The sequence below is a fragment of the Streptomyces sp. NPDC047974 genome (genome assembly GCF_040653375.1).
In the GTDB taxonomy this organism is placed as follows: domain Bacteria; phylum Actinomycetota; class Actinomycetes; order Streptomycetales; family Streptomycetaceae; genus Streptomyces.
The window spans coordinates 145,393-170,694 of record NZ_JBEZNU010000002.1; the positions used below are offsets into that span (position 1 = coordinate 145,393).

At 74.5% G+C, this 25,302-nt stretch carries 18 protein-coding genes and 1 pseudogene; 8 read left to right on the plus strand and 11 right to left on the minus strand.

Going from position 1 to position 25,302, the window contains the following annotated elements:
• The first annotated feature begins 76 nt into the window (after nt 1-76).
• On the plus strand, nt 77-1,441 hold the full coding sequence (locus AB0E19_RS03805) for a DUF6519 domain-containing protein (RefSeq protein WP_362172733.1): 1,365 nt from the start codon (nt 77-79) through the stop codon (nt 1,439-1,441).
• A gap of 14 nt (nt 1,442-1,455) precedes the next feature.
• On the opposite strand, the gene AB0E19_RS03810 is transcribed toward AB0E19_RS03805, so the two are convergent.
• Both AB0E19_RS03810 and AB0E19_RS03815 read right to left on the minus strand, forming a co-directional pair.
• Complete coding sequence (locus tag AB0E19_RS03810) at nt 1,456-1,839, minus strand: hypothetical protein (protein ID WP_362172736.1); 384 nt, start codon at nt 1,837-1,839, stop codon at nt 1,456-1,458.
• 255 nt (nt 1,840-2,094) lie between these two features.
• Nucleotides 2,095-2,787, minus strand: a complete 693-nt coding sequence (locus AB0E19_RS03815) for a bacterial transcriptional activator domain-containing protein (RefSeq protein WP_362172739.1) — start codon at nt 2,785-2,787, stop codon at nt 2,095-2,097.
• 487 nt (nt 2,788-3,274) lie between these two features.
• On the opposite strand from AB0E19_RS03815, the gene AB0E19_RS03820 reads away from it, so the two are divergent.
• Entirely contained in the window at nt 3,275-3,973 is a 699-nt protein-coding gene (locus AB0E19_RS03820; RefSeq protein WP_362172742.1) for a hypothetical protein, read from the plus strand.
• A 16-nt stretch (nt 3,974-3,989) separates the two neighbouring features.
• Nucleotides 3,990-5,510 carry an alpha/beta fold hydrolase gene (locus tag AB0E19_RS03825; RefSeq protein WP_362172745.1) on the plus strand — a complete coding sequence of 507 codons (1,521 nt, stop codon included), beginning with the start codon at nt 3,990-3,992 and terminating at the stop codon, nt 5,508-5,510.
• Between the two features lie 96 nt (nt 5,511-5,606).
• Here the strand turns inward: AB0E19_RS03825 and AB0E19_RS03830 are convergent, their stop codons facing one another.
• Nucleotides 5,607-7,445 (minus strand): APC family permease, encoded by a 1,839-nt coding sequence (locus AB0E19_RS03830; RefSeq protein ID WP_362172749.1) that lies wholly within the window; start codon nt 7,443-7,445, stop codon nt 5,607-5,609.
• A gap of 544 nt (nt 7,446-7,989) precedes the next feature.
• On the opposite strand from AB0E19_RS03830, the gene AB0E19_RS03835 reads away from it, so the two are divergent.
• The 3 genes from AB0E19_RS03835 (at nt 7,990) to AB0E19_RS03845 (ending at nt 17,247) form a co-directional block, all read left to right on the plus strand.
• On the plus strand, nt 7,990-10,566 hold the full coding sequence (locus AB0E19_RS03835; RefSeq protein ID WP_362172752.1) for a S8 family serine peptidase: 2,577 nt from the start codon (nt 7,990-7,992) through the stop codon (nt 10,564-10,566).
• A complete protein-coding gene (locus AB0E19_RS03840; protein WP_362172755.1) occupies nt 10,566-13,532 on the plus strand; it encodes a hypothetical protein in 2,967 nt (988 codons plus the stop codon). Before AB0E19_RS03835 ends, AB0E19_RS03840 begins: the two co-directional genes overlap by 1 nt.
• Before the next feature lie 328 nt (nt 13,533-13,860).
• The gene (locus tag AB0E19_RS03845; protein ID WP_362172758.1) at nt 13,861-17,247 is read left to right on the plus strand and encodes an AAA family ATPase; all 3,387 of its coding nucleotides are present in this window, start codon (nt 13,861-13,863) and stop codon (nt 17,245-17,247) included.
• A gap of 124 nt (nt 17,248-17,371) precedes the next feature.
• Here AB0E19_RS03845 and AB0E19_RS03850 read toward each other — a convergent pair.
• A pseudogene (locus tag AB0E19_RS03850) lies at nt 17,372-17,614 on the minus strand (YhjD/YihY/BrkB family envelope integrity protein); the annotation flags it as partial.
• A 195-nt stretch (nt 17,615-17,809) separates the two neighbouring features.
• Complete coding sequence (locus AB0E19_RS03855; RefSeq protein ID WP_362172761.1) at nt 17,810-18,652, minus strand: RNA polymerase sigma factor SigF; 843 nt, start codon at nt 18,650-18,652, stop codon at nt 17,810-17,812.
• A 184-nt stretch (nt 18,653-18,836) separates the two neighbouring features.
• On the opposite strand from AB0E19_RS03855, the gene AB0E19_RS03860 reads away from it, so the two are divergent.
• Nucleotides 18,837-19,259 carry an ATP-binding protein gene (locus AB0E19_RS03860; RefSeq protein ID WP_362172764.1) on the plus strand — a complete coding sequence of 141 codons (423 nt, stop codon included), beginning with the start codon at nt 18,837-18,839 and terminating at the stop codon, nt 19,257-19,259.
• 18 nt (nt 19,260-19,277) lie between these two features.
• Here AB0E19_RS03860 and AB0E19_RS03865 read toward each other — a convergent pair whose 3' ends face one another.
• The 4 genes from AB0E19_RS03865 to AB0E19_RS03880 form a co-directional block, all read right to left on the minus strand.
• Nucleotides 19,278-19,703: an SsgA family sporulation/cell division regulator gene (locus tag AB0E19_RS03865; RefSeq protein ID WP_362172767.1), complete on the minus strand. Its 426-nt coding sequence runs from the start codon at nt 19,701-19,703 to the stop codon at nt 19,278-19,280.
• 66 nt (nt 19,704-19,769) lie between these two features.
• Nucleotides 19,770-20,159: an STAS domain-containing protein gene (locus AB0E19_RS03870; RefSeq protein ID WP_362172770.1), complete on the minus strand. Its 390-nt coding sequence runs from the start codon at nt 20,157-20,159 to the stop codon at nt 19,770-19,772.
• Nucleotides 20,156-21,262, minus strand: coding sequence for a cobalamin B12-binding domain-containing protein (locus tag AB0E19_RS03875; protein ID WP_362172773.1), 1,107 nt, complete (start codon nt 21,260-21,262; stop codon nt 20,156-20,158). The genes AB0E19_RS03870 and AB0E19_RS03875 overlap by 4 nt, the downstream gene beginning before the upstream one ends.
• Complete coding sequence (locus tag AB0E19_RS03880; RefSeq protein WP_362172776.1) at nt 21,259-22,938, minus strand: PP2C family protein-serine/threonine phosphatase; 1,680 nt, start codon at nt 22,936-22,938, stop codon at nt 21,259-21,261. Before AB0E19_RS03880 ends, AB0E19_RS03875 begins: the two co-directional genes overlap by 4 nt.
• Nucleotides 22,939-23,210: 272 nt before the next feature.
• On the opposite strand from AB0E19_RS03880, the gene AB0E19_RS03885 reads away from it, so the two are divergent.
• Nucleotides 23,211-23,468: a WhiB family transcriptional regulator gene (locus AB0E19_RS03885; protein WP_362172779.1), complete on the plus strand. Its 258-nt coding sequence runs from the start codon at nt 23,211-23,213 to the stop codon at nt 23,466-23,468.
• A gap of 24 nt (nt 23,469-23,492) precedes the next feature.
• On the opposite strand, the gene AB0E19_RS03890 is transcribed toward AB0E19_RS03885, so the two are convergent.
• Nucleotides 23,493-23,939 carry an ATP-binding protein gene (locus tag AB0E19_RS03890; protein WP_362172781.1) on the minus strand — a complete coding sequence of 149 codons (447 nt, stop codon included), beginning with the start codon at nt 23,937-23,939 and terminating at the stop codon, nt 23,493-23,495.
• Between the two features lie 113 nt (nt 23,940-24,052).
• Complete coding sequence (locus AB0E19_RS03895; RefSeq protein WP_362172784.1) at nt 24,053-25,264, minus strand: SpoIIE family protein phosphatase; 1,212 nt, start codon at nt 25,262-25,264, stop codon at nt 24,053-24,055.
• Between the last annotated feature and the right edge of the window lie 38 nt (nt 25,265-25,302).

Consider the following 25,302-nt stretch of genomic DNA (forward strand, 5'->3'; position numbering starts at 1 on the left):
ACCGTCCGGAACCATCCGGAACCGCCCCCCGACGACCCCGTACCGTCCGCCTTCGGCCCAGGCAGGAAGCACACGCATGCACGGCGACTTCTCCCGCGTCATCTTCGATCCCGCTCGGCGCTTCTCCTCCGTCCTGTCCCAGCAGGGCCGGGTCCAGCTCGACGCCGACCTCAACGAGCAGACGGCGATCCTCCTGCACTACATGCGCACCCTGGCCTCCGACCTCCTCGGTCCCGCGGCGTACCCGCCCGATCCGGACGGCCTCGGCGGGTTCGGGATCGACGGCTACGACGGGGACACCTTCACCGTGTCCCCGGGGCGCATGTACGTCGACGGCGTCCTGTGCGAGTGCGACGGGACCGACTACTGGGACCAGCCCGACGGGCACCTGGACCCCGAGCACGACCAACTGCCCGCCGGTCCCTTCCTGGTGTACCTGCGGGTGTGGGAGCGGTTCGTCACCGCCCTGGAAGCGCCGTGGATCCGGGAGAAGGCCCTCGGTCCGAACGGCCCGGACACCACGGCGCGCACCCGGGTCGTCTGGCAGGTGTGCGTGCTCCCGTTGGAGCCGGGGTCGGCCACGCCCGACATGCGCAATGCCACGTCCTTCCTGCGGGAGCGCATCGACAGCCGCTTCGAGCCGCGCGGCGTGCTCGCCGCGCGGACCCGGCGCCCCGAGGACGCGGCCGACCCGGCGAACGGGGCGGCCCCCGCGTCCGGCTACCGCGGCCCGGAGAACCAGCTGTACCGGGTGGAGGTGCACCGGGGCGGCAGTGAGGGCACGGCGACCTTCAAGTGGTCGCGGGAGAACGGCTCCGTGGTCCTGCCGGTCCGGGGCGTGTCCGGAGCCGTGGTCGAGCTGGAGACGCTGGGCCGGGACGACAAGCTCGGCGTGGACGTCGGTGACGTGGTGGAGATCATCGACGACGCCGTGGTCTGCCGCGGCGCGTCGGACCGGCCCGACGCGGGCTGCGGACGGCTCTACACCGTCCAGCGGGTCGACTACGACGATCACCGGGTCACCCTGGACGACGAGGTCGGGGACGACCCGTTCCACCGGTCCGTCGGTGAGGTGCCGACGCGTCATCCGCTGCTCCGCCGCTGGGACCACGGAACGAGCGGGTGGGAGGGCGGAGTCACGGAAGCGATGGGCATTCCCCTGCGCGAGGGAGAGTGGCTGCCGCTGGAGGACGGGGTCGAGATCCGGTTCGAGCCCGGCCGGGACGGGCCGCGCGTCTTCCGCCGGGGCGACTACTGGCAGTTCGCCGCCAGGGTGCTCACCGGTGACGTCGACTGGGCCCGCGGTCGCCAGGGGCAGCCCCTCAAGCGCCGCCCGCACGGGGTCCGCTACCACTACGCCCCCCTCGCGCTCCTGGAGCCGCGGGACGGCCACGACTTCCGGCTGGTGGATCTGCGGGTGCCGTTCCCCCCGCGGCGGTAGGTTCCGCAGCGGGGTCAGCGGACCACGAACCCGAACAGGAAGACGGCCCAGGCTACGACGAGCACGACCGCCACGACGATCATGACCACGGGCGTGGTGCGGGCGGAGACCTCCGCGCCCGTCGTCAGGTTCTGCAGGCGCTTGACCCGCAGCGTGCCGCGTTTCACCTGGCCGTGGGCACGGATCCGGTCGCCCTCGTTGACGGCGCCCTCGAAGGAGTAGCCGCGCATCTCCACGGGGACGAGCCGCAGGGGACGGCCCTGCCGGTCATGCACCTCCACGCGGAAGTTGCAGACCACGGTCGAGCTGGTGCCGGAGTCGTCGCCCAGCACTTCGGTGCGGAGCTGCACGTTCCGCGCCACTCCGTAGACCAGGCCGCTGCCGGCGAGGGTGCCCACCGGGAGCGGCGGGACGGAGGGTCGGCGTGGCGGATCGGTCCGGAGCGGAGGCGGTCGGTCCGGGGGTGGTGGGTCCGGTCGGGGCGGTGGCTCCGGGGGTGGCTGCGGCCGGAGGATCCTCCGCCGTGCCGGCCGCGGTCCGCGCACCTCGCCGTCGTCGTACAACGGGACGTAGGCATGGCACACAGGGCACCGCTGCGCGCCGTGCGGCACATCGGTGCCGCACATCTCGCAGGCCCAGCTGCCCTCCACCATCTAGTCGACCCGGTGGGTGACGTGGGAGACGGGTCCCCCGAGGGAAGAGGAGAGGTTCTGCACGGTGGCCGGCATGGTGCTTCTCCTGTCGTGGTGCTGTGGGGCTGTGGGGTACGGCAGCCGCTCGCCGAGCAGGCGGGTGAACCGAAGCGAGGGCTCGATACCCAGTTCCTCGTTCAACAGGGTGCGGAACATCGCGTAGTGACCGAGCGCTTCGCCCACGTTGCCCTCCGCGAGATGCACGGACACGACGACCCGGTGCGCGCTCTCGCGCAGTGGCTCGGCACGGATGCCGGCCCACGCCGCTTCCATCGCCAGTGCGGTCCTGCCCTGCTCGATCAGGGTGTGCGCCAGCGAGTCGAGGGCGTGCAGCCGCAGTTGCCGCAGACGCTCGCGCTCCAGCAGCACCCAGTCCTCGTCCCAGCCCGGCAGGAGGTCCTCTCCGGTGAGGAGCCCGAGCGGGGGATGGCGGTACGGCGGCGGGGCACCGCCCGCCACGACGCCGAGGGCCGTGCGGGTGAGGACGTGGACGTCCACGCGCAGCGCCGGAGCGACCATCAGGACGTCCCCGCAGCAGCGGACGAGCGGGAGTTCACCCCGCGGAAGCTTCCACAGCGTGGTCCGCAGGCTGCCCCTGGCGTGCTCCTCGGTGACCTCGGGCCACAGCGTGCCGGCGAGGACGGTGCGGGGCACGCTCTCGCGCAGGCTCAGGAAGGCCAGGAGCCGTTGACCATTGCGACACAGCTCGATGCTCTGCCTTCCGCATTCCAGTCGGAAACGGCCGAGCAACCGCAGCTGAGCGGAGGGAGTCACGTTCATGATCGCCTCGCGCACGGGGAACTCGCGTGAGCGCGCCTCTCGGAAGCCGTACCGTCTCGTCGGCACCGCCTCCGGGCCCGCTGAGATCCGCCGGCTCGGCTTCGGGGTCCACGACCTCGGACGAGGCCTCCCCCTCAGTCTCTTCCGCTCCCTCCCCCTCTGCAACTCGGTGTGCCCGACCGCGCCGAGGACGGCCGGCCGCTGGTCACCGGGGTGCTCGCAGCCCGTCGGCACGCCTCGGAAGCGGCGGTGATGACGGCGGTGTGACGCCGGGCTGACGGCGGTTCCGTAGCTTCGGTCACGGTGGCCGAGTCCCTCTCGGAGACCGTGACGAGCGAAGGACATCCCCTGGGAGGCCGTGATGACCTGGAGGGTCGCGAACAGCCTGGAAACCCTGCGGCATCAGCTCGACGCACGCTTCCCCGGACGCAGCCTCGCGGCCGACGGCGGCATCGGCGACGCAGCCCACCAGGCACGGGGCGACAACAGTGATCACAACCCGTGGTACGGGCCGGGAATCGTCACCGCGCGCGACTTCACCCACGATCCGGCGCACGGCCTCGACATCCAGCAGGTCGCCGACCAGCTGCTCGACAGCCGCGATCCGCGCATCAAGTACGTCATCGCCAACCGTCGGATCGCCTCCCACCGCAGCTGGCAGTGGGGGCCGTACTCGGGTGCCAATCCGCACGAGGCGCACTTCCATCTGTCCGTGGTGGCCGATCCCCTCTGCGACGACTCCCAGAACTGGAGACTCCCGCTCTTCGGCGAGGTGCCGGACGGCGGGGGCGGCGGGGGCGGCACGGTCGAACCGGGCGCCTTCACGACCTGGGGGACCGACGTCAACGTGCGGGCGGCACCCTCCCTCGGCGCCGCCGTCGTGGCGGTGCTGCCCGGGCCCACGCGGGTGACGGTCTCGTGTCAGGCCAGGGGCGACACGGTCAGCGCCGCCGGTCACGTCAACGACGCGTGGTCGTTCGTCCCCGCCCTCGGCGGATACCTCTCCAACATCTTCATCGACGATCCGGCTGCCTGGCTCCCGGGCGTCGGTGAATGCTGACACCTAGGCGGCCCGTATGTCGCAGGCCCAGAAGATCCCCGTCATCTACGTCCGGGGCTTCGCCGGCGGTCAGTCCGGCATCGACAGCGCGGTGGCGGACCCGTTCCTCGGGTTCAACGCCGGCTCCACGCACATCCGGATCGGACCGGACGACAAGCCGAACTTCTACCAGTTCGAAAGCCCCCTGCTGCGGCTGATGGTGGACGAGGGCTATCAACTCCTCGTCCAGGGCAGCCAGGAGACGTATCTGGACACCCACGCGGAGATCCCCGCCGACAGCCTCTGGATCCACCGCTTCTACGACCCGTCCGCGAGCACCTGGGGCGGCACGCCCAAGGAGTTCCGCGTCGAGGACGCCGCGCAGGACCTGCTCGAACTCATCGACGAGCTGAGGACGAAGGCCCACGTCGACCGGGTCCATCTGGTCGCCCACTCCATGGGCGGCCTCATCTGCCGGTGCCTGATCCAGAAGATCCTCCCGGAACGCGGCATCGAACCGACCACCCGTGTCGCCAAGTTGTTCACCTATGGCACGCCGCACGGCGGCATCTCCTTCGACTTCGGGTTCGGGATGCTGGAGCGGCTGCGGGACGCCATCGGGATCAACGGCGCCGACATCTTCGGGCGCGAGCGGATGTACCAGTACCTGACCCCGCACGCCACCGCGGCCGACGAGCCGCCCGAGCACTGGGACCCGCGGGCCATGCCCGCCGACGGGGAGCCCTTCGCCTTCCCGCTCCGGCAGGTCTTCTGCCTGGTGGGCACCAACCCGGGCGACTACGACGTGGCGCACGGCCTGTCGTCCGCGGTGGTCGGGGCCCGCAGCGACGGCCTCGTGCAGATCGACAACGCGTACGTGCCGGGGGCCTTCAGCGCCTACGTCCACCGCAGTCACAGCGGGCGCTACGGCCTCGTCAACTCCGAGGAGGGCTACCAGAACCTGCGGCGGTTCCTGTTCGGCGGCCTGAAGGTGGAGTCCGCCCTCGTCCGCTTCCGACTGCCGGAGGAGAAGAACACGGCGTGGCAGGCGGAGGTCGGCTTGTCCATCCGCGGCCTGAAGATCGTGATGCACGAGCGGACCGCCGCCCAGTGGTGCCCGATCCAACTCGGCGGCGACGCGCAGCCCGACGTGGACGGCGACGGAGCGGTGCCGCTGGTGAGCACCTTCCTGTGCGAGAACCTGGCCAGCCCGAACGGCGCCGGCGCCCTGCGGTACGCGCTCCACCTGCGCGTCCTCTCCCTGCGCGAACGGGACAACGGTTTCCTGGACTTCCGTGACCACATCGAGCAGACGGCCGACTTCGACGACATCCTGATCGTCGACGTCGGCAGCGACGCCGGGGTTCCGGCGCTGCGCGCCACCTGGAACTCCGACATCGCCGGTCCCATCAGCGACTTCATACCGACCAGCCTGGTGCTGGCCGACGAGGATCCGGTGAGCGGCAGATGGATCAGCCACATCCCCCTGCCCCGCTCGACCGCGGCGATCCTCGGCGAGGACGCGCGGGTCCGCCTCGCCGTGACCGCATGGAACTGACGCGCGGGGCCCGCTGACGGCCAGGGGGCTGCGGGTCACCAGGACCGTGCGCACCGACCGGCTCGCGGTCGCCGTCCCGGGATGGGGAGGGAGGGGCTAGCGAGCGCCGAGGCGGAACCTCAGCCGGCAGATCACGGCGTCGGTGTCCCGGCGGACGGCGTGGGCGACGACGGCGCCCCGCTGGTTCTGCAGCAGCCGCTGCCACAGGTGTTCCGGCTCGGCCTCGGGAATCAGGACGGTGACGCGGGTGCCCGGATCGGCGGTGCGCAGCGCGCGGACGTAGGCGCTGACGGGACGTCCGAGGGAGCGGCGCTCGGCGGGAAGCCGGACGAGGGCGACGCCCGGGTTCCACAGGGCCCAGTCCCGCTCCAGGGCCTCGGTGGCCGCCAGGTCCTCGGCGTCGGGGTGGCAGACGGTGACCGCGCGGACCTCGTCGCCGAGGGAGACGGCGGCGGTGAGGGCCTCGCTGGTGAGCCGGGTGAGGGAGGAGACGGGCACGAGGACGAGGGAGCGCTCGCGGTGCGGCGGTTCGGGGACGCGGCCGACGCCGAGGCGCTCGCCGATCCGCCCGTAGGCGCGATGGACGGCCTCGAAGGCGAGGACGAGCAGCGGCAGGGCGATCACGATCAGCCAGGCCCCGTCGTGGAACTTGGTGGCGGTGACGACGATCGCGGAGACGCCGGTCAGGACGGCGCCGAGGCCGTTGAGGAGGGCCCTGCCCCACTGCCGGGTGGCCCGCCAGTGCAGGACCATGCCGGTCTGGGCGATCGTGAAGCCGACGAAGACGCCGATGGCGAAGAGCGGCACCAGGGTGTTCGTGTCGCCGCCGGAGAAGACCAGCAGCGCGGCCGACACCACGGCGAGCCACACGACGCCGTGCCGGTGCACCTGCCGGTCCGCCTTCAGGCCGAAGACGTGCGGCACGTAGTTGTCGCGGGCGAGCAGCTTCAGCAGCACGGGCAGCCCGCCGAAGGAGGTGTTCGCCGACAGCGCCAGCAGCACCATGGTCGCGAACTGGACCACGTAGAAGGCGCCGTTGTGGCCGAGGGAGGCGTCGGCGAGCTGGGCCAGGACGGTGACGCCCTCCACCGGCTGGAGGCCGAAGCGGGAGATCAGTACGGACAGGCCGATCAGCATCACGCCGAGCAGCGCGCCGAGCGCGACCTCGGCGCGCATCGCCCGGCGGGCGGCCGGGGCGCGGAAGGCGGGCACCGCGTTCGCTATCGCCTCGACGCCGGTGAGCGCCGAGCAGCCGGAGGCGAACGCCTTCAGGAGCAGCAGGGCGCCGACGGTGGTGGCGTCGTCGGCGAGGACGGAGGCGTGGCCGTCGGAGGTGGCGGTGGAGACGGGGGCGTCGCGGAACAGGCCGACGGCGATCATGACGAGGATCGCGCCGACGAAGACGGCGGTGGGGACGAGGAACGCCCGTGCCGAATCGACGATCCCCCGCAGGTTCACGGCCGTGACGAGCAGCAGGACACCGAGGCAGATCACCAGCCGGTCGGCATAAAGGCCCGGGAAGGCGGACGTCAGGGCGGCGACGCCGGCGGTGACGGCGACGGCGACGTTCAGCACGTAGTCCAGGACCAGCGAGCCCGCCGCGACCAGGCTCGTGCGACGGCCGAGACGCGCCTTGGCGACGGCGTAGGAGCCGCCGCCGTCCGGGAACGCGGCGATGACCTGCCGGTACGAGGCGACCAGGACGGCCAGCAGGCCCGCGATGGCCAGCGTGACGGGGAGCGTGAACCCGAGCCCGTACCCGCCGGCGGCGGCCAGGACCAGCACGATGGCCTCGGGGCCGTACGCCACCGACGCCATCGCGTCCAGTGAGAGGGCGGCGAGGCCGGTGACGGCGGTCAGCTTGTGCCGTGCACCGGTATCAGGGGGCTCCTCGGCACCGGGTACGGCGTCCTTCGCGGTGGTCAGGGTGGTCATGGGGACGAACTCCTTCGGATCGGGCTCCGCTCAGCGTCGGCCTCCCGCCCGGAGCATGTCTGCCCTTCCTGGCGCGTTCTTGGCGCCGCCCGCCCGTCCCCTGACAACTCCTTGACGCCGGCCGCGCCCTACGGAGCCGGTCCAAAGCCCCTGGGCAGCGGACGCCACCTGCCTCGGCCCGTCCCTCGCCGAGGGCGACCGCCCGCTGTTCTCCACCGACGGCCTGTCGGAGGCCCGGGACCCCTCCGGCGCCTTCCACCCCCTGCGCGCCCACGCCCCCGCCCTGCTCGCCGACCCGTGTCCCGTCTCCGCCCTCGACGGCGGGCCGACGTCCGCCGGCACACCCGTGCCGCCCCCGACGACGACTCGGCGCCGCTCCTGTGCCGGTTCGGGCCGGCGCGCGCCCCGGCTCCGGGCGGGCGGGAATCCCGGTAATGCCCGGGTAACGCGCCCCTCCTAGCGTGTGGACCCGCCTGGTCCGTGCCGGTGGGAACCACCTGGCCGGACCGGCGATCCCCCCGTCTCGGAGAAGCGAGTTCCCCTGATGAATGTCTCCCGCACGCCCCGGCGCCGGGGCAGCGCGTGGGCGGCGGTCACCCTCGCCGCCGTACTCGGCGGTTCGGCCGTCGTGCTCCCCCAGTCCGCCGCCGCCACCTCCCCCCGCCAGGCGAGCGTCGACTCCGCCGTCCTCGACGCCGTCGCGGCCGGTGAGGAGTCGCGGTTCTTCGTCGTCCTGAAGGACCGGGCCGACCTCTCCGGCGCCCGGCGCGCGAAGGGGCACGGTGCCCGGACGAAGGCCGCCTTCGAGGCGCTCAGGACGGAGGCGGCGGACAGCCAGCGGCCGCTCCGGGCGTTCCTGGACCGCAGGAAGGTCGGATACGAGTCCTACTGGATCGCCAACACGCTGCTGGTGACCACCGCCGACCAGAGCCTCGTCGAGGAGCTCGCCGCCCGCGCGGACGTGGCGAGCATCGTCGAGGAGCAGACGTACCGCCTCGACGGCGTCGAGGCGGCCTCCCAGGCCGCCGCACCCACCGAAGCCGGCACCGACGCCGACGCGGCGGCCGACGTCACCCCGGAGTGGGGCGTCGCGGACATCAAGGCCGACCAGGTGTGGGACCAGTACGGCGACCGCGGCGAGGGCATCGTCATCGCCGACATCGACTCGGGCGTGCAGTACGACCACCCGGCGCTGGTCGGCGCCTACCGGGGCAACCTGGGCGACGGCTCCTTCAGCCACGACTACAACTGGTACGACCCGACCGGCCAGTGCGGCACCGGCGGCACGCCGTGCGACAACAACGGCCACGGCACCCATGTGATGGGCACCATGGCGGGTGCCGGCGGCGTCGGTGTCGCGCCCGGCGCCACCTGGATCGCGGCCAAGGGGTGCGAGTCCTCCTCCTGTTCGGACGCCTCGCTGCTCGCCGCCGGCCAGTGGATCCTCGCGCCGACCGACCGCAACGGCCGGAACCCGCGCCCGGACCTCGCCCCCGACATCGTCAACAACTCCTGGGGTGGCGGCGACACCACCTTCTACCAGGAGATCGTCGAGGCCTGGAACTCCGCGGGCATCTTCGAGGCGTTCGCCGCCGGCAACGACGGCGACGGCGTGACCTGCTCCACCTCCCACGCCCCCGGCTCCCAGGCCCCCTCGTACGGTGTCGGCGCCTACGACTCCACCGGGAAGATCGCCTCCTTCTCCGGCTTCGGCCCGTCCCTCGTCGACGGCTCGGCGAAGCCGAACATCTCCGCCCCGGGCGTCGGCATCCGCTCCACCTGGCCCGGCTCGGCGTACAAGGCGATCAGCGGTACGTCGATGGCCACGCCGCACGTGGCGGGCGCCGTCGCCCTGCTGTGGTCCGAGGCCCCCTCGCTGATCGGTGACATCGATGCCACCCGGGCGCTGCTGAACGGCTCCGCGCGCGACGTGGACGACACCCACTGCGGCGGCACCGCCGGAAGGAACAACGTCTGGGGCGAGGGCAAGCTCGACATCCTCGGCGCCGTCGACGCGGCCCCGCACACCGCGGCCGTCGTCACCGGCCGCGTCACCGACGGGGCCACCGGCGCGGGCATCGGCGGCGTCAGCGTCAAGGCCGCGGGCGGCTCCGTCTCCCGTACCGTCACCACCGCCGCCGACGGTTCGTACCGGCTGACCCTGCCCGCCGGCTCCTACACCCTGACCCTCGGCGGCTACGGCTACAACGGCGCGAGCGAGTCCGGGTACGAGGTCGTCGCGGGCGGCGACACCACGAAGGACTTCGCGCTCGACGCCGTACCGCACCACGCCGTCTCCGGCACCGTCCTCGACGTCACCGGCAGGCCGCTGCCCGGCGCCACCGTGCAGGTCGCGGGCGCCCCGGTCCCGGCCGTCACCACCGACGCCGCCGGCCGCTTCACCGTCCCGGACGTCGCCGAGGGCGCCTTCACCCTCACCACCGCCCCCGCCGCCCCGGTCCTCTGCAACGGCTCCGCAGCCCAGCCCCTCACCGTCGACGGCGACGAGGCCGCCACCGTGCGCCTGCCGAACCGCACCGACGCCGCCGGCACGTACAGCTGCGCCCCGGTCGCCTCCTCCTGGATCGCGGGCAGCACCAAGGTCTCCCTCACCGGCGACGAGGACGCGACCACCGTGGCGCTGCCCTTCCCGGTGAAGCACTACGGCGTCACCTACACCAGCGCCTCGGTCACCACCAACGGCCTGGTCAACTTCCTGGCCCCGCACCTGGGTGACTACGCCAACACCGCGCTGCCGGCCGCCGCACGGCCCAACGGTGTCGTCGCCGCCTTCTGGGACGACCTGGTCCTGGACAAGAAGTCCGGCGTCCAGACCGCCACCACGGGCGCCCCCGGCGCCCGCCGCTTCGCGATCGTCTGGAACAACGCGGCCTTCGTCGCCGCCCCGTCGGTCCGGATCTCCTTCGAGGCCGTCTTCGACGAGGCGACCGGCGCGATCACCCTCCAGTACAAGGGCATCGGCTCGCACCCGCTCCAGCAGGGCGCGTCGGCCACCACCGGCATCGAGAACCAGGCCGGTACGGACGGCCTCGGCCACTCCTTCGACTCCGCCGTCCTCGGCGACGCCACCGCAATCCGCTTCACCCCGAAGGGCGCGTGATGAGCAGCATCAACCGACGGGGCCTGCGCCTCGCCTCCGCCCTGGTCGCCGCCGGACTGGCCCTCAGCGCCGCCCCGGTCGCCGCCCAGGCCGACGACAGCGGACTCCTGGCCCTCACCGACGCCCAGGCCGAGACGCTGGCCGGACGCTTCCAGCCCGACGTCTACGGAGACGGGGCCACCGGCCTCGACGCGCTGGACACCGCCCGGGCCGCGCAGGAGGCCGCCGAGAGCGCCGCCACGGCCGACGGCGCGGAGAGCGACGCGGCCACCGGCGCGGAGAGCGGTACGCAGAGCACCGCCGCCTCCGGCGGCCTCACGATGACGAGGCGTTCGGCCGTCGAGGGCGTCCAGGGCGCCGCCCGGACGATCGCGGTCGGCGGTACGGCCGGCGACTACTTCACCGTCCACGCGCTGGGCGTCGTCCAGCGGATGAGCGCCGACGGCAAGCCGCTGTGGAAGCGGGACTCGGGCTCGCTGCACACCGACTGGCAGGTCACCCCGACGCCCCGGGCGGCGAAGGAGCCGTACCCGGCGGCCGTCGTCATGGGATTCAACGCGGTCAGCCCCTTCAGCGCGGCCTCCGACGACGGCTACGCGACCGGCGACCTGACCGGCGACGGCGTCGACGACCTCGTCTTCACCGCCAAGGTCGGCGTGCAGCCCTACCGGCCCTTCACCTCGCCGGGCTCGACCCTGCCCAACGGCACCTTCGTCACGGTGCTCGACGGCACCACCGGCAAGACCCTGTGGTCGAAGCTCTACGCCGGGGCGTACAACGTCAAGCTGGTCGGCAGGACCCTCGTCGTCGCGGACTCGGCGTACTACAACCTCAACTCGCCGGCCGGTTCGAAGACCACGCTCAACGGCATCCGCTTCTCGTACGCCGACGGCCGGCTCACTCCGTCCGACACCTGGACGTACGACGCGGGCACGTACACCGGCGTCTCCTGGGGCTCCCTGGAGCCGATCGGCGACGGACTCCTCGCCGCCTCCTGGAACCAGGCCCTGCGGTACTCCCCCGACCGCACCCCCAGCGGCCACACCCTGGTCATCGACACCGAGGACGGCAGCCTCCGCTGGGAGAAGTCCGGCCGGAACTACGTCCGCCAGCTCCGCCTCGACCCCGCCCGCGGCCGGATCGTGGCCCTGGAGCAGTCGGACTACAACGAGGGCATGGCGTACGAGCTCACCTCGTACGCCCCCGCCGACGGCACCCGCACCACGCTCGGCACCCGCGTCAACGCGCTGGCCACGGCGCTGGAGATCGGCGACATCCAGGGCGACGCCAAGCCCGAGTACACCGTCGCCGAGGCCACGCTCCCCGGCACGGGCCCCTTCCTCAACTCCAGCAGCGTGCGCGCGCTGAACGGCGACGACGCGTCCCTGCTGTGGGCCCGCACGGTCAAGCCGTCCGAGAACGGCGGTGGGGACGCGAGCACCCCGTGGAGCCTGGAGGCCGTCGACGGCAGGATCGTCGTCTCCTACCTGGACGACCGCGACTCCACCGTCGCCGCCAACCTGGGCAGCGCCCACCACGCCCGCCTCGCCGTCCTCGCCGGCAGCAACGGCGCCGTGAAGTGGGAGAAGCGCGGGATCGTCGGCTCGCAGATCGGCGCGCAGCCGTACGTGAAGGACGGCGGCTGGCGGCTGCGGACCGTCGACACCCACCAGAACATCCACGTCTACAACCTCGGCAGCGGCAAGGAGGAGCGGCTCACCCCGCTCCAGGGCCCGGTCTCCTCGGGCGTGGCCCTCGACATCACCGGTGACGAGAAGCAGGACGTCGTCGTCGGCGGCGTCTCCCGGGGCCTGTTCGCCTACGACGGCCCGTCGATGGCCGCGGGCGCGCCGAAGCCGCTGTGGACGGCGACCCTGCCGGGTCAGGTCAACCAGATCGTCAAGGCCGACACCACCGGCGACGGCCGGGACGAGCTGGTCGTCGCCGCCGACACGGCGGCCGCGATCGTGGACTCCGCCACCGGCAAGGTGCTCACCACCATCGACGGCGGCGGCGAGTACGTCCGCAACGTCGTCGCCTCCGACCTCGACGGCGACGGCGCCGCCGAGGTGGCCGTGGCCACCGACAAGGTCCGGGCGTACGAGGGCACCGGCGCCCTGAAGTGGGAATGGTCCGCCCCCGCGGAGATCGGCACTCCCGCCTTCTCCGACCTGTCGGCCTCCGAGGGCCGGGTCTACGCCCAGTACCAGACCCGCGGCCTCAACCCCGGGAACACGGCCGGGGTGCCGGTCGGCGGCGCGGCGCTGAAGGGCACGGACGGTTCCACCGCCTGGTCGTTCACCCAGAAGGCGCCCGCCACCGGCACCACCGGCACCGTCCTCGGCATCCCGCTGCGCGCCGGCACGTTCGCGGGCCCCGGCATCCCGTACGCCGACGGCCACGCGGTGGTCTACACCTACGTGGTCCGCGGGGACGCCGGCCGGCTCCCGCCGAACCAGCTGGCCAACATGGTCCAGATCCGCGACAGCCGCACCGGCGAGCTGCTGCACGAGTCCCAGGCGGGCGGCTACGCCACCCTCGCCCACTGGTACACGGCCCCCGAGGGCCTGATCGGCAGCAGCCTGGTCGCCCTGCGGACGTACACGGGCGACCCGACGGCCTACCGGCAGGTCAACACGCTCGGCGAGATCCGCAGCAGCGCCCTGGTGACGGGGCCGGACGGCCGGCGTCTCATCGTGGCCGGAGGCGAGACCTTCGCGTCGCTGTACGACGCGTCGATCCTCACCTCGGGAGTCAACTACCCGATGGCCACGACCTCCTACAACGCACTCGGCGCCCGGGAGTTCTTCGCCGCCGACCTCGACGGCGACGGCCGCGAGGAGGTCGTCCTGCTGAACTGGGACGGCTACGGCGCGGACCGCACCGCCGCGCTCGTCGGCAACTCGGTGAGCGGCTCGTACACCGCGCTCCGCTCGATGATCACCCTGACCATCGACAAGGCCTGATCCCCCGGGCCCACGGACGAAGGCCGCCCCCGTCGCGCGAGCGCGACGGGGGCGGCCTTCGATCGCGGACCCGCCCTGGGGGCTCCTCCTTCGCCCCGGCGTTCCGGGCGGCCGCGGCGGAAGGGCGACGCACGCACCGCGCGCCCCACGCCGGCGCCGCCACGGACGTCGCTCCGCCGCCCCACGCCGGCGCCGCCCCGACGTCGCCCCGTCACGGACGTCGCTCCGCCGCGGGAGCCGCGTACGGGCCCGTGCCCGAGGCGCGCCGCCGGCCCCCGGCGGGCCCGCGTCGGCGCGCACAGGAGCGCCGGTTAGTCTGTGTCGCCTCATGCGCACGGCTCACTCACCTCGTACCACCGGCCCGGCCGCCCCGCCCCCGCTGCTCCGCCTGCACCTGCTCGGCGGGTTCCGGGTGACGCGGGACGGCGGCCCGCCGCTCGCCGACCGCTGGCCCCGGCCCAGCGCGCAGGCCCTGGTCAAGCTGCTGGCCGTCGCGCCCGAGCACCGGCTCCACCGCGACCAGGCGGTGGAGGCGTGCTGGCCCGGCGCGGACCGGAAGGCGGCGCTGGGGAGCCTGCGGGTGGCGCTGCACGCCGCCCGGCGGGCGCTGGAGCCGGAGCTCGCGCCGCGCGCCGCCTCCTCGTACCTCACCGGCGAGGGCGCCATGCTCCGGCTGGAGCCGGACACCGTCTGGGTCGACGTCGACCACGCCGAACGGCTCGCCGCCGGAGCCCTGGAGCAGCGCGGTGTCCGCGCGCTCGCCGAGGCCCTGGCCGCGTTCACCGGTGAACTGCTGCCGGAGGACCGGTACGCGGACTGGGCCGGCGAGCACCGGAAGCGGGTCGGTGAACTCCGCGACCGGTTGCGCCTGGCGCACGGGGACGCGCTGCTGGACGAGGGGGCCGCCGAGGACGCGGCCGACGCGGCCCGGGAGATCCTCGCCGCCAGTCCCGCGGAGGAGCGCGCCCACCAGCTGCTGATCAGCGCCTACCTGCGCCAGGGCCTGCGGCGCCAGGCCATATCCCAGTTCCACGCCTGCCGGGAGGTCCTCGACGCGGAACTGGGCGTCCGGCCCGGTCCGGCGACCGAACGCCTGCATCTCCTCGCGCTCGACGGCCCGGGCGGCGGGGCGCCGTCCCACCGGCCGTCCCGCGTCTGCCTGCCCCCCGCGCTCCGCACGCCCCCGCCCCATCCGCTGCACGGGCGGGCCCACGCGCTCGCGGAGCTGCTCGCCCCCGAGGCGTGCCCCGTGCAGCTCCTCGGCGGGGAGGCGGGCCTCGGCAAGACCCGCCTGGTCACGGAGGCCGCGCGGCGCGCCGCCGACGACGGAGCCGTGGTGCTGTGGGGCGCCGGCCACGACGCCGAGGGGCACACCCCGTACGGGGCGTTCGTCGAGGCGCTCGACGGCTGGCTCGCGGACCGGCCTGCCGCCGAACGCGCCCGCGCCGGCACCGACTACCCGGAGCTCGCCGCGCTCCTGCCGTCCCTCGGCCGCACCGGGTCGGACGCCGCCCGCAGCCCCGAGGAGGAGCGCGACCGTCTCTTCGCCGCCACCGCCGCCCTGCTGCGCGACCTCGCCGCGACGGCGCCGGTGCTCGTCGTCCTCGACGACCTGCACGCCGCCGACACGGGCTCCTTCCAGCTGCTCGGCCACCTGGCCCGCCGCTCGGCCGGCGCGTGGCGCTTCGCGGTGACCTACCGCCCGGAGGAGCTTCCCGAGGACGATCCCCGCCGGGCCGTGCTCGCCGCGCTGCGGCGCGCGGGGCTGGCCCGGCACGTCGGCCTCGAACGTCTCGTACGGGAGGACTGCCTCGCCCTCGCGGCCGACGCACTCGGTCTGCCGCCGGGTTCACCGGTGCCGGAACGGGTCTGGGACCTGTCGCTGGGCAACCCGCTCTTCGCGCTGGAGCTGGCCGGCGAGCTGCGGGAGGGCGGCGGGAGCGAGGCGCCCCGGGGCGTGCGGGAGCTCGTCGCGGGTCGCCTGTCCCGGCTCGCGCCCGTCGCGCGCGGCGTCGTCGAGGCGGTCGCCATCGCCGGAGGACACGCGGCGCTGTCCGAGGTCCTGGACGTGGTCTCGTCCCTCTCCGTCCCCTCCCTCTCCCTCCCGCCTGCCGCTTCCTCCGTCGGGGGTCCGGCCTCCGGGGTCGGGCTCACCGCCGTCGAGGCCGCCGACGGGGCGGAGGCCGCGGTCTCCGCGGCGGTCCTCACCGAGCGCGACATCGTTGTCGACGGCCGTACCGTCGACGGACTCGCCTTCCGGCACCCCCTCATCCGGCTGACCTGCTACGAGCGGCTCTCCGCCGCCCGCCGCCGGGTGCTGCACGCCGCCTACGCGGACGCCGTGCGCAGTCGCCGTCCCGACGCCGTCGACACGCTCGCCGCGCACCTCTCCCGGGCCGACGACCCGCGCGCCACCGCCTATCTGCGGCAGGCCGCCGAACGCGCCGCGGCGCTCTGCGCCAACGACACCGCGGACCGGTACTACGCCGAGCTGACCGACCGCCTGGACTCCCTGGCGGCCGAGGCCGCGTGGGCGCGCATCGACCGCGGGGCGGTGCTGCGGCGGATGGGCCGCTACGAGGAAGCGGCCGGCGTGCTGCGCGAGGCCTTGGCCGAACTGCGCCGGCGCGGTGACGAGGACGGCCTGGTCCTCGCCACCGGGCGCCTCGCGGAAGTGCTCGTCGGCATGCGGAACGCCCGGGAGGGCCTGGACCTGCTCGACGCGCTGCCGCCCACCGCCGGCGTCAGGCCCCAGTCGGCCGCCGCGCACCACGGGAGCCGGGCCCTGACCAGTCTGGTGCTGGGCCGCTACGAGGAGGCGATCGACGCCGCCGAGGCCGCGACCGCGTGCGCGCAGCGGGTCGAGGGCTCCGAGCGCCGGGCCCTGCTGGCCCGCAGCCTGTCCCTGCGGGCGACCTCGCTCGCGCTGGCGGGACGGTTCGCCGAGGCGGGACCCGTCGCCGAGGAAGCGCTCCCGCACGCCGAGGCGTTCGGCGAACCCTGGCTGCTGGGAACGGTCCTGTCCGTGCGGCGCGAACAGGCCCGCCGGTCGGGCCGGCTGCGCGAGGCCGTCGCCACCGGGCGGCGCGCGCTGGCCCTCTCCGAACGGACCGGCGACCGCTCGGCCGTCGCCTTCGAACAGGCCAACCTCGCCGAACTGCACCTCCTGCTGGAGGAGACCGCCGAGGCCGCCGGCCTCGCCCGGGCGGCGGAGGACGCTCCGCTCGGCTGGTCGACGCCGTACGCCCGGCTCGCCCTGGCCCGGGTGCTGATGCGCGGCGGGGAGGGCGACCCCGAGGCACTGCTCCGCTCCGCCCTCGACGTGGCGCGGGACAACGCCGACCGGCAGGCGCAGAACGAGGCGCGCACGGCGCACGCCGAGTGGCTGATCCGCTCCGGCCGCCCCGACGAGGCGCTCGCCGTGCTCGACCGGGTGACGGGCCACACCCACGTCACCGCGTGGGCGCACCTGGCGGCCGGCCGGCCGGACCGGGCGGCCGCGCTGGCCCGTGCGGAGGCCGAGCGCGCGGCCCTGACGGGGGAACGGATCGCGGAGGTCGCGGCCCGCACCGTCCACGCCGCGGCGCTCGCCGCACGGGGCAGCGCCGGGGAGGCCGCCGAGGCGTTCTCGGAGGCGTCGCGTCTGGCCGGGCTGCTCCCCTGCCCGGCGGCGCTGCGCAGGATCGAGGAGTTCCGCGCGTCGGCCGGCCGCTGACCCCGGCCGCCGACAGCGACGGGCGCGTCCTCTGGCTCGACGGCACGACCGGCACGACACGCCTCGCGACCCGCGCGCGTCCGGCCGGCAGCTGCCGAACCGCCGTCCCCCGCCCGTGGCGCGCTCATCCGTCCTGGCGGCGCGGCTTCTCCGGCAGGCCCGCCGCGCGCCGTTCCTCGTCGCTCCACGCCCGCGTGGAGCGGGGCCTGACGTACGGTTCCCGGTCCGGCCGCATGCCACCGGCCACCGCGCGCCGGCGCAGCAGCTCGGCGTCGAACTCCAGGCCGAGCAGCACCGCAAGGTTGCTGATCCACAGCCAGACGAGGAAGACGACGACGCCGGCCATGGTGCCGTAGACCCGGTGGTACGCAAGGGGACGCCGAGGAGGACGTTGCCGCCGAGCTGCTTGGCGGTGTCCACGAACGCGGGCCTGTCGAGGTGCGCCTCGGTCGAGCGCCCGGGCGTCAGGTTGCTGTGCGTGAGCGGCACGGAGTCCGGCGAGGCCTCCAGCGTCAGCCGGGCCAGGACCACGGCGAAGGCCACCATGCCCGCCAGGGCAGGATCAGCCGGCGCCGCAGCCGAGCAGGCCCTCGCGCAGGCGCTTCACCGTGCGCGCGAGCAGCCGCGAGACGTGCATCTGCGAGCAGCCCAGCTCCTCACCGATCTGAGCCTGGGTCAGTTCCTCGACGAACCGCAGGTGGATGATGCGGCGGTCGCGTTCGTCGAGGTCGGCGATGAGCGGGGCCAGCGAGTGGAAGTCCTCCACCAGCGCCATGGCCGGGTCCTCGCTGCCGATGAAGTCGGCCAGCGAGGCGTCGCCGTCCTCGTCCTCGCCGCCGAGGGCGGCGTCCAGGGAGGAGGAGTTGTAGCCGTTGGAGGCCAGCCGCGCCTCGGTGACCTCCTCCTCGGTGAGGCTCATCAGCTCGGCCAGCTCCTTGACCGTCGGCATCCGGCCGAGGCGGCTGCCGAGCTCCTCGGTCGCCTTGGCCAGCTCGACCCGCGCCTCCTGGAGCCGGCGGGGTACGTGCACCGCCCAGGAGGTGTCCCGGAAGAACCGCTTGATCTCGCCGACGATGTAAGGGACCGCGAAGGTGGTGAACTCGACCTCGCGCGCCAGCTCGAACCGGTCGATCGCCTTGATCAGGCCGATCATGCCGACCTGGACGATGTCCTCCATCTCGTCGGCGCGGTGGCGGAACCGCCCGGCGGCGTAGCGGACCAGGCTCATGTTCATCTCGATGAGGGTGTTGCGCGCGTACTGGTACTCGTGCGTGCCCTCCTCCAGCGTCGCGAGTTCCTGGAAGAAGACCTTCGACAGGGTCCTCGCGTCCTTGGGCGCGACCGCCGACGTGTCCGGGATCAGCGGCAGTGCCCCCGCTGCGGACTCGATTCCCGTGGTCGACATCGTGGTGACCGTCACACCGTTCCCCTCTCACGTGTCATCCCCGTCGGGATGCGTGGCCCTGAGGTTGCCCGCATACCCGCACTTCTCCCGTCCACACGGATCGGATGCGGACTCGTCCCGGCCGGTTCCCTTTCCCCACTCGGCGGGCAGACGGAACCTCCGACCCATCGTCAGGAGGAGAGTCATGACACGGGATCCCTCGATGAGGGCCGTCGGCTGGGCGCGGACGCTGCCGCTGGGCAGCAGCGTCAGGACGGCCAGGGACTGGACGCGCGGGCACCTGGCCACGATCGGCTGGGACCGTACCGCCCCCGGGGTGGCGGACTCCGTCGTGCTGACGGTCTCCGAACTCGTCACCAACGCCCATGTGCACGCCCACAGCGACGCGCAGCTGATCCTCACCTGGGACGAGGAGTGCCTGCACGTCACCGTGCACGACTCCTCGCCGCTGGTTCCCGAGCAGCGCGGCCCTGACGGCGACGCCCTGGGCGGACGCGGACTGTTCCTGGTCGACGCGCTCGCCGACGACGTGCGGACCCGCCCCTGCCCGCGCGGCAAGGACGTCACCGCCTGTTTCCGCCCGACGCGCCCCGGCCCGCGGGGCTGAGGGGCCGCGCGCCGCGCTTCAGCGCCTCAGGGCGGCGAGCAGCGGCCCCCAGTCGATGTGTCGTTCCTCCGTGCCCTGCGGCACCAGGACGAAGGTGTCGCGCACGAAGCGGCCGAGGGCGTCCTGGTCGCACCTGACGAGGGCGCGCTGTCCCACCGGCCCGAGCCGCAGGAGGAGTCCGCCGTCGGGGGCGGGGCCGAGCCGGACCTCTCCGTCGCCGGTGGGCCGGAGCGCACCGGTGAGGACCATCTCGCGGTCGACGCGCCACACCACCGGGTCCTCGCCGAGGAGGTGGAAGGCGAGGCTCAGGGCGTGGGGGTCGCGGGAGTCGTAGCCGACGGTGGTGTCGATCCGGATCTCCGCGTCCGGGGTGACCAGTTCCATGGACAGGGACCGGGTGAGGACGCGCGGTGCGGGGAGCGGCGCGACGGGGTGCTGGGGCATGGGGTCCTCCGGCTGAAGGGCTGTCAGCGAACGGGTGCGGTGTCCGCTTGACCCGTCCCGTCCCCGTTACACCTCGTGCCGCCGTGGCGGATGCGCCGATGGTGTCGCGATGCGGTGAAGGTCGTGAAGGCCCGTCAGGTGCTCGTACGTGCCGGTGAGTCGGAGCAGCCGGTCGAGGAAGGGCGGCCGGTGGTCGAGGCGCAGCGGGACGCCCGCGGCCTCGGCGAGCCGGTGGAGGGCCAGCAGGGCGGAGAGTCCCATCGAGTCGCACAGGGTGAGCCCGGCGCAGTCGACGTGGAGGCCCGCCCGGTCGGCCGCCGGGCCGAGGTGGGCCCGGGCCGCGTCCAGCAGTTCGTCGGCGCTGTCCCAGGCCAGGTCGCCGGTGAGCGTCAGGTACAGGATCCGGTCGGGCGCCGCGACGGCCCGGACGTCGAAGGTGTGGTCGGGGCTGGTCACGAACGGGGTCCCGGGGCGGGTACGCGGACGAGGGCGCGGCGTCCGGCGGCGAGGTGCGCCCGCGCGCGGGGGAAGTCGTGCTGGGCGTCGGCGAGCAGGTCGAGGGCGGCGGCCAGGGCGTCGCCCGGGACGCCGCGGGCGCGGAGGATCCCGGCGGTCCAGGTGACGAAGCCGGTGAACAGCCCGGCGTCGTCGGTGTAGAGGGAAGCGCCGAGGAAGTCGACGATGTGGGCGAGGTCCTCGGCGGTCCGCTCCCACTGCCGTTCGGTGTACGAGGCCGTCGCCGGGACGGCTTCCCCGAGGCCCTGGAGGACCTGGCGGACCAGCTGGGTCCTGGCGCGCGTGACCAGGGTGTACTCCTGGTCGGCGAGATGGGGCAGGCCTCCGGCGGCGGCCCGGTCCTCGTCCGGGCGCGGCAGGCCGGCGGCGAGGAGGCGGGCGGCGGCCCGGGCGTCCGGCGCCCATCCGTCGGCGCCCAGCAGGCGGGCGTGGCGGCCGTCCGGGCCGAACGCGGCGCCGCCGACGAGGACGGGGAGCCCGATGGCCTGGACGGCGGTGACGGCGGCGTGGGCCGTCGGCAGCCGGACGGGCAGCGAGGCCGAGAGGGCGACGACGTCCGTGCCGGTCTGGTGCAGGTGCGCGATGAGGTGGGGGGTGGGGACGTGGGCCCCGAGGTAGTCGACGAGGAAGCCCCGGCCGCGCAGGACCTCGGCGAGGAGGCGGGCGGGCAGGGCGTGCCACTCGCCGTCGACGCAGGCGACCGTGACGCGCCGGGGCGCCCCGCCGGTCTCCGGCCGGGGGCCGGCGCCGTGCGCCGTGCGGTGCGCGAGGGCGGCGACGGCACGCTCCTGGATGGCTGTGGCGGCGTGCTCCTGGGCGACCCCGACGCGGCCGGCGGCCCATGCGGCGCCGACCCTGGCCTGGACGGGGCCGATCACGTCGAGGAGGAGGTCCTCGGCCGGGATCCCCGCGTCGTGGGCGTCGAGGACGGCGGCGGTGGCCGCCGGTTCGTCCCTCGCCTCCAGGGCCTCCCACAGCTGTCGGCGGGTGGCGGCGAGGCCATCGGCCCGGGTGGCGTCCGGGGTGCCGGTCCGCGTGCTCATGCGGGGTACCCGTCCGGGGTGCGGCCGTCCACCGCGGCCGGCCGGGGGGCGTTCGGCGCGGTGATGGCGACGACGGCCATGTCGTCGTGAGGACCCCGGCCCACCCAGTCCCCGGCGATCATCTGCACGCGCTCGACGACGGCCTCGGCGGGGAGTCCCACGCAGTCGGCGAGCACGGAGCGCAGCCGCTCCTCCCCGAACATGGCCGAGCCGAGCGGCCCGCCGCGGGCCTCGGTGATGCCGTCCGTGTAGAGCAGGCAGGTCTCGCCGGGCGACAGGACCACGGTCGCGGACCGGCCGGTGACGACGGGGAGGGCACCCACCAGGGTGCCGCCGGTGTCCGCCTCCTCCACCTCTCCCGTGGTGCGCAGGACCAGCGGGCGGGGGTGGCCGGCGCTGGTGAGGCGGAGCCGCACCCGGTCGCCCGTGCGCCGCACCGAGGCCAGGACGAGGGTGGCGAAGCGGGTGTGCCGGGCGGTCAGCAGGGCGCCGTTGAGCAGCCGCAGGACGTCCTGGTGGTCGCCGGCGAGGGGCAGCAGGGCGTGCACGGTGCTGCGGATGCGACCCGTGAGCACGGCGGCGTCCAGCCCCTTGCCGCACACGTCGCCGAGGACGGCGAGCGTCTCCTGGCCGTCGTCGGTGCCGGGGTGCACGTCGTAGAAGTCGCCGCCGATCCGCTCGGTGTCCTGGGAGGTGCGGTAGCCGCCGGCGAAGTCGACCCCGCCGACGTGGTGGAGCTGGGGCGGGAGGAGTTCGGCGATCAGCGCGCGTGTGACGCGGGCCTGTTCCGCGTAGAGGCGCGCGGCCGAGAGGGCGGCGCCGGCGCGGGCGGCGAACAGCCGGGCGAAGAGCTCCTCCGAGGCGTCGAAGGCCCGCTGCCCGCCCCGTCGCAGCAGGATCAGGGCGCCGGCGGGCACTCCGTGGCCGGGCAGGGGGGTGATGGCGACCGACCCGGGGGTCCCTCCGAAGTCCTCGGGCACGGCCCAGGAGGGCAGTTCGCCCGGGTCGATCCAGCGGGCGGGCACGGGCGGGAAACCCTGGAGCGCCTCGGCGAGGCCGGGGACGCCGGCGGGATCCAGGGTGAGCTGGGTCCGCCGGAACCCCCCGCCCGTGGCGGTGACCACGGTGGAGCGGTTCCGCACGGGCGGGCAGACCACGAGGGCGGCGTCGCCGAGGTGGTCCGCGGCGAGCAGGGCCGCCTTCTCCAGGCAGCGGTCGGGGTTGAGCGAGGCCAGCAGCTGGGTGGACGCCTCGGCCAGGATGGCGTGGCGCTCCCGCTCGGTGCGCAGGGCGTCCTGCGCGGCCGTCAGCTCGGAGTCGTCGACCAGCCACCAGGCCACGTCGCCGTGGCCGGACTCGGTGGGGTGGGCCCTCAGGAGCCGGCCGTCGTGGCTGCCGCGCAGCGGGGCGGGTACCGCCCGCGCCGGCGCGGCGGCGGGGGTGCGGGCCGGGCGGGCGAGCCGCCGGTGGGCCTCGGCGAGCCATCCCGGGACGACCTCGTCCAGTCCCTTGCCGACCCCCATCCGCGGGAAGAGGTCGGCCGCGGCGGCGTTGAACTCCACGACGCCGCCCTCGCGGTCGGCCACCACCGCCGGATGCGGCGAACCGATCCAGGAGGTGCTTCCCGCTCCCGCGCCCTCCCGGGGGCGGCCGGACTCGTCCTCGAAAACAGTCATAAGCGTGGCCCGCGCGTCGTGGCCCGCCACCTTCCCAGTCGACGACGGCTCGTCCGTCCACCCTCGCGCAGTGGGGGGCCGCACATCAAGCGAACGCCACTCCTCCGGTACGTGCCCCGCCCTTCCCCGCACGGTCCTCACGCCTCCGGCACGAACCCTTCACCGAACGCGCGCCGCGCCCCCCGGGGCGGTCCCGCCCGGGGTTTCACGGACGGACGAACGGTCAGGCGGACAGCGAACACCCCTCCCTGACGCACACACCGGAGGCTCACATGGACGGCCGACGTGCCGAGGCGGCCTGCCACGAGGTCGATCCCGATCTCTTCTTCCCGGTGGGGACCGGCTCCTCCGCCCTCGCCCAGGCGGAGGAGGCCAAGCGGGTCTGCCGCCGGTGCCCGGTACGAGAACCGTGCCTGCGTTCGGCCCTGGCGCAGCCTCACCCGCCGTCCGGCGTGTGGGGAGGGCTGACCGAGGCCGAGCGGCGCTCGCCTGAGCACCGGGCCCTGCGCCGGACGGCCGACCGCCGGTGACGGGCGCGGGCCCGCGGTGCCGGCCTACTCCGGCAGGAGGGAGAGGCGGGCGCGGACCCGCTTCCCCTCCGGCGCGGGCTCCACGGTCAGGCTCCGGCAGACGGCGACGACGATCTCGACACCGTGCTGCCCGATGCGGTGCGGGTCGTGTCCGCGCGGCACGGGGGCGGCGTCCTCCTGGTCGAAGACCGAGATCTCCAGGACGTCGCGGCCCAGTTCGAGGAGGAGGCGGCAGGGCCCTGCCGTGTGCCGGATCGCGTTGGTGACGAGTTCGCTGACCACCAGCTGCGCCAGCTCGACGCGTTCCTCACCGACCGGTCCGGGAAGCACCGCCGGGGCGGCCGCGAGGAAGTCGGCGGTGAAGGCCCGGGCGGAGGCGATCGCCCCGCCGCGGGCGCCGTCGGCGTACACCGCGCCCGCGGACAGCAGGGGTTCCGGGACCGCGCGCTCCGCGGTGATCGCGTCCGTCATGGCGCTGGTACTCCCCTCTTCCTGGGCCTTCGGCTGGGCTCCTCGTACCCGCCTTTCCCCTCTTCATGGGCCCCACACCGCCCGCGACGCCGACCCCACCCGCCGGCGGGACGTCACGGGGACCCCGCCACGGTCGGCGCGGGCCCGCCGGGGTGCCCTTCCCCCGGGGTCCCGGCCTCGTGGCCGCGCCAGTCGAGACAGAGTACGAGGACGCTCTCCGGCGCGCCACGGGATGTTCCGCGCAGCGCCCGTACGACGGCCCGGGGGACGTCCGCTCCCTTCCGGCGGCGCGCGCCGGCGAGGGCGCGCGCCACGGCGCCGTCCGGCGCACCGTGTCCGTGGTGGGCCGTCGGCCCGCCGGCGCCGTGGGCGACGAAGACCAGCCGGTCGCCGCGCAGGAGGCGCAGCCGCTGGGGCGTGTAGACGGTGTCCTCGAACATGCCCAGGGGCAGTTGGCGGTCGAGGTCGAAGCGTTCGGTCGCGGTGGGACGGACGCGCCAGAGCGTCGGCGATCCGGCGTCCACCACCTCGGCCTCTCCGGTGGTCAGGTCGAGCCGGAGCAGCAGGGCGGAGAGGGGCTGCTCGCCGCCGTACTGGCCGTAGAGCGCCTGGTCGGTGAGGCTGGCCTGGGTCACCAGGTCGAGCCCCGCGCGCCGGGCGTTGCGGAGCGCCGTGAGGGCGAGGGTGCTCGCCAGGGCGGCGGGGGTGCCGGGGCCGACGCCGTCGGCGACGACGATCACCAGGTCCCGCTCGGTGGCGCTCCAGTCCATCAGGTGCCCTCCGGAGGTGTAGGCGGGCTCCCAGTGCGCGTGGAGGTCGAAGGCCGGTCCGGCGCAGGCCCGGCCGGGCAGGGTGTCCCACTGCATCTCCCCCGCGACGCTGAGGGCCCGGGTCCTGCGGGTGCGGCGGTAGAGGTCGGTGTGGCGGTCGGCGACGCGCAGCGCGTGCCCGAGGGTCTCGGCGACCAGGGCGAGGCTGGCGGTGGTCCGGGGGGTGACCCGGTCCGCGGGGACCTCGACGACCAGGACGCCGAACCGGTCGCCGCGGACCGTGACGGGCAGGTAAACGGTCGCCGTGGGCCCGACATCACGGAAAAGATATGGTTGCTGGGTGCGGAAGACGCGGCCGGCGGGGCCCGCGTCCACGGGCGTGTGCGGCATCCCGGCAGGTGTCCGGACGGGCTCCACGGGGCGCAGGGTCGTGAATCCGTAGTCGACGAGCAGCAGGTCGGCGCAGGTCGCGGCGTACAGGTCCGCGAGACTGGCACGGAGGGAGTCCAGCAGGAGGTGTGGTGCCGCCCCGCGCAGTGCGCCCTCCACTGTCACGTGTCGGTCCACCGGATCCGTACCGCCTTCTGGAGAGA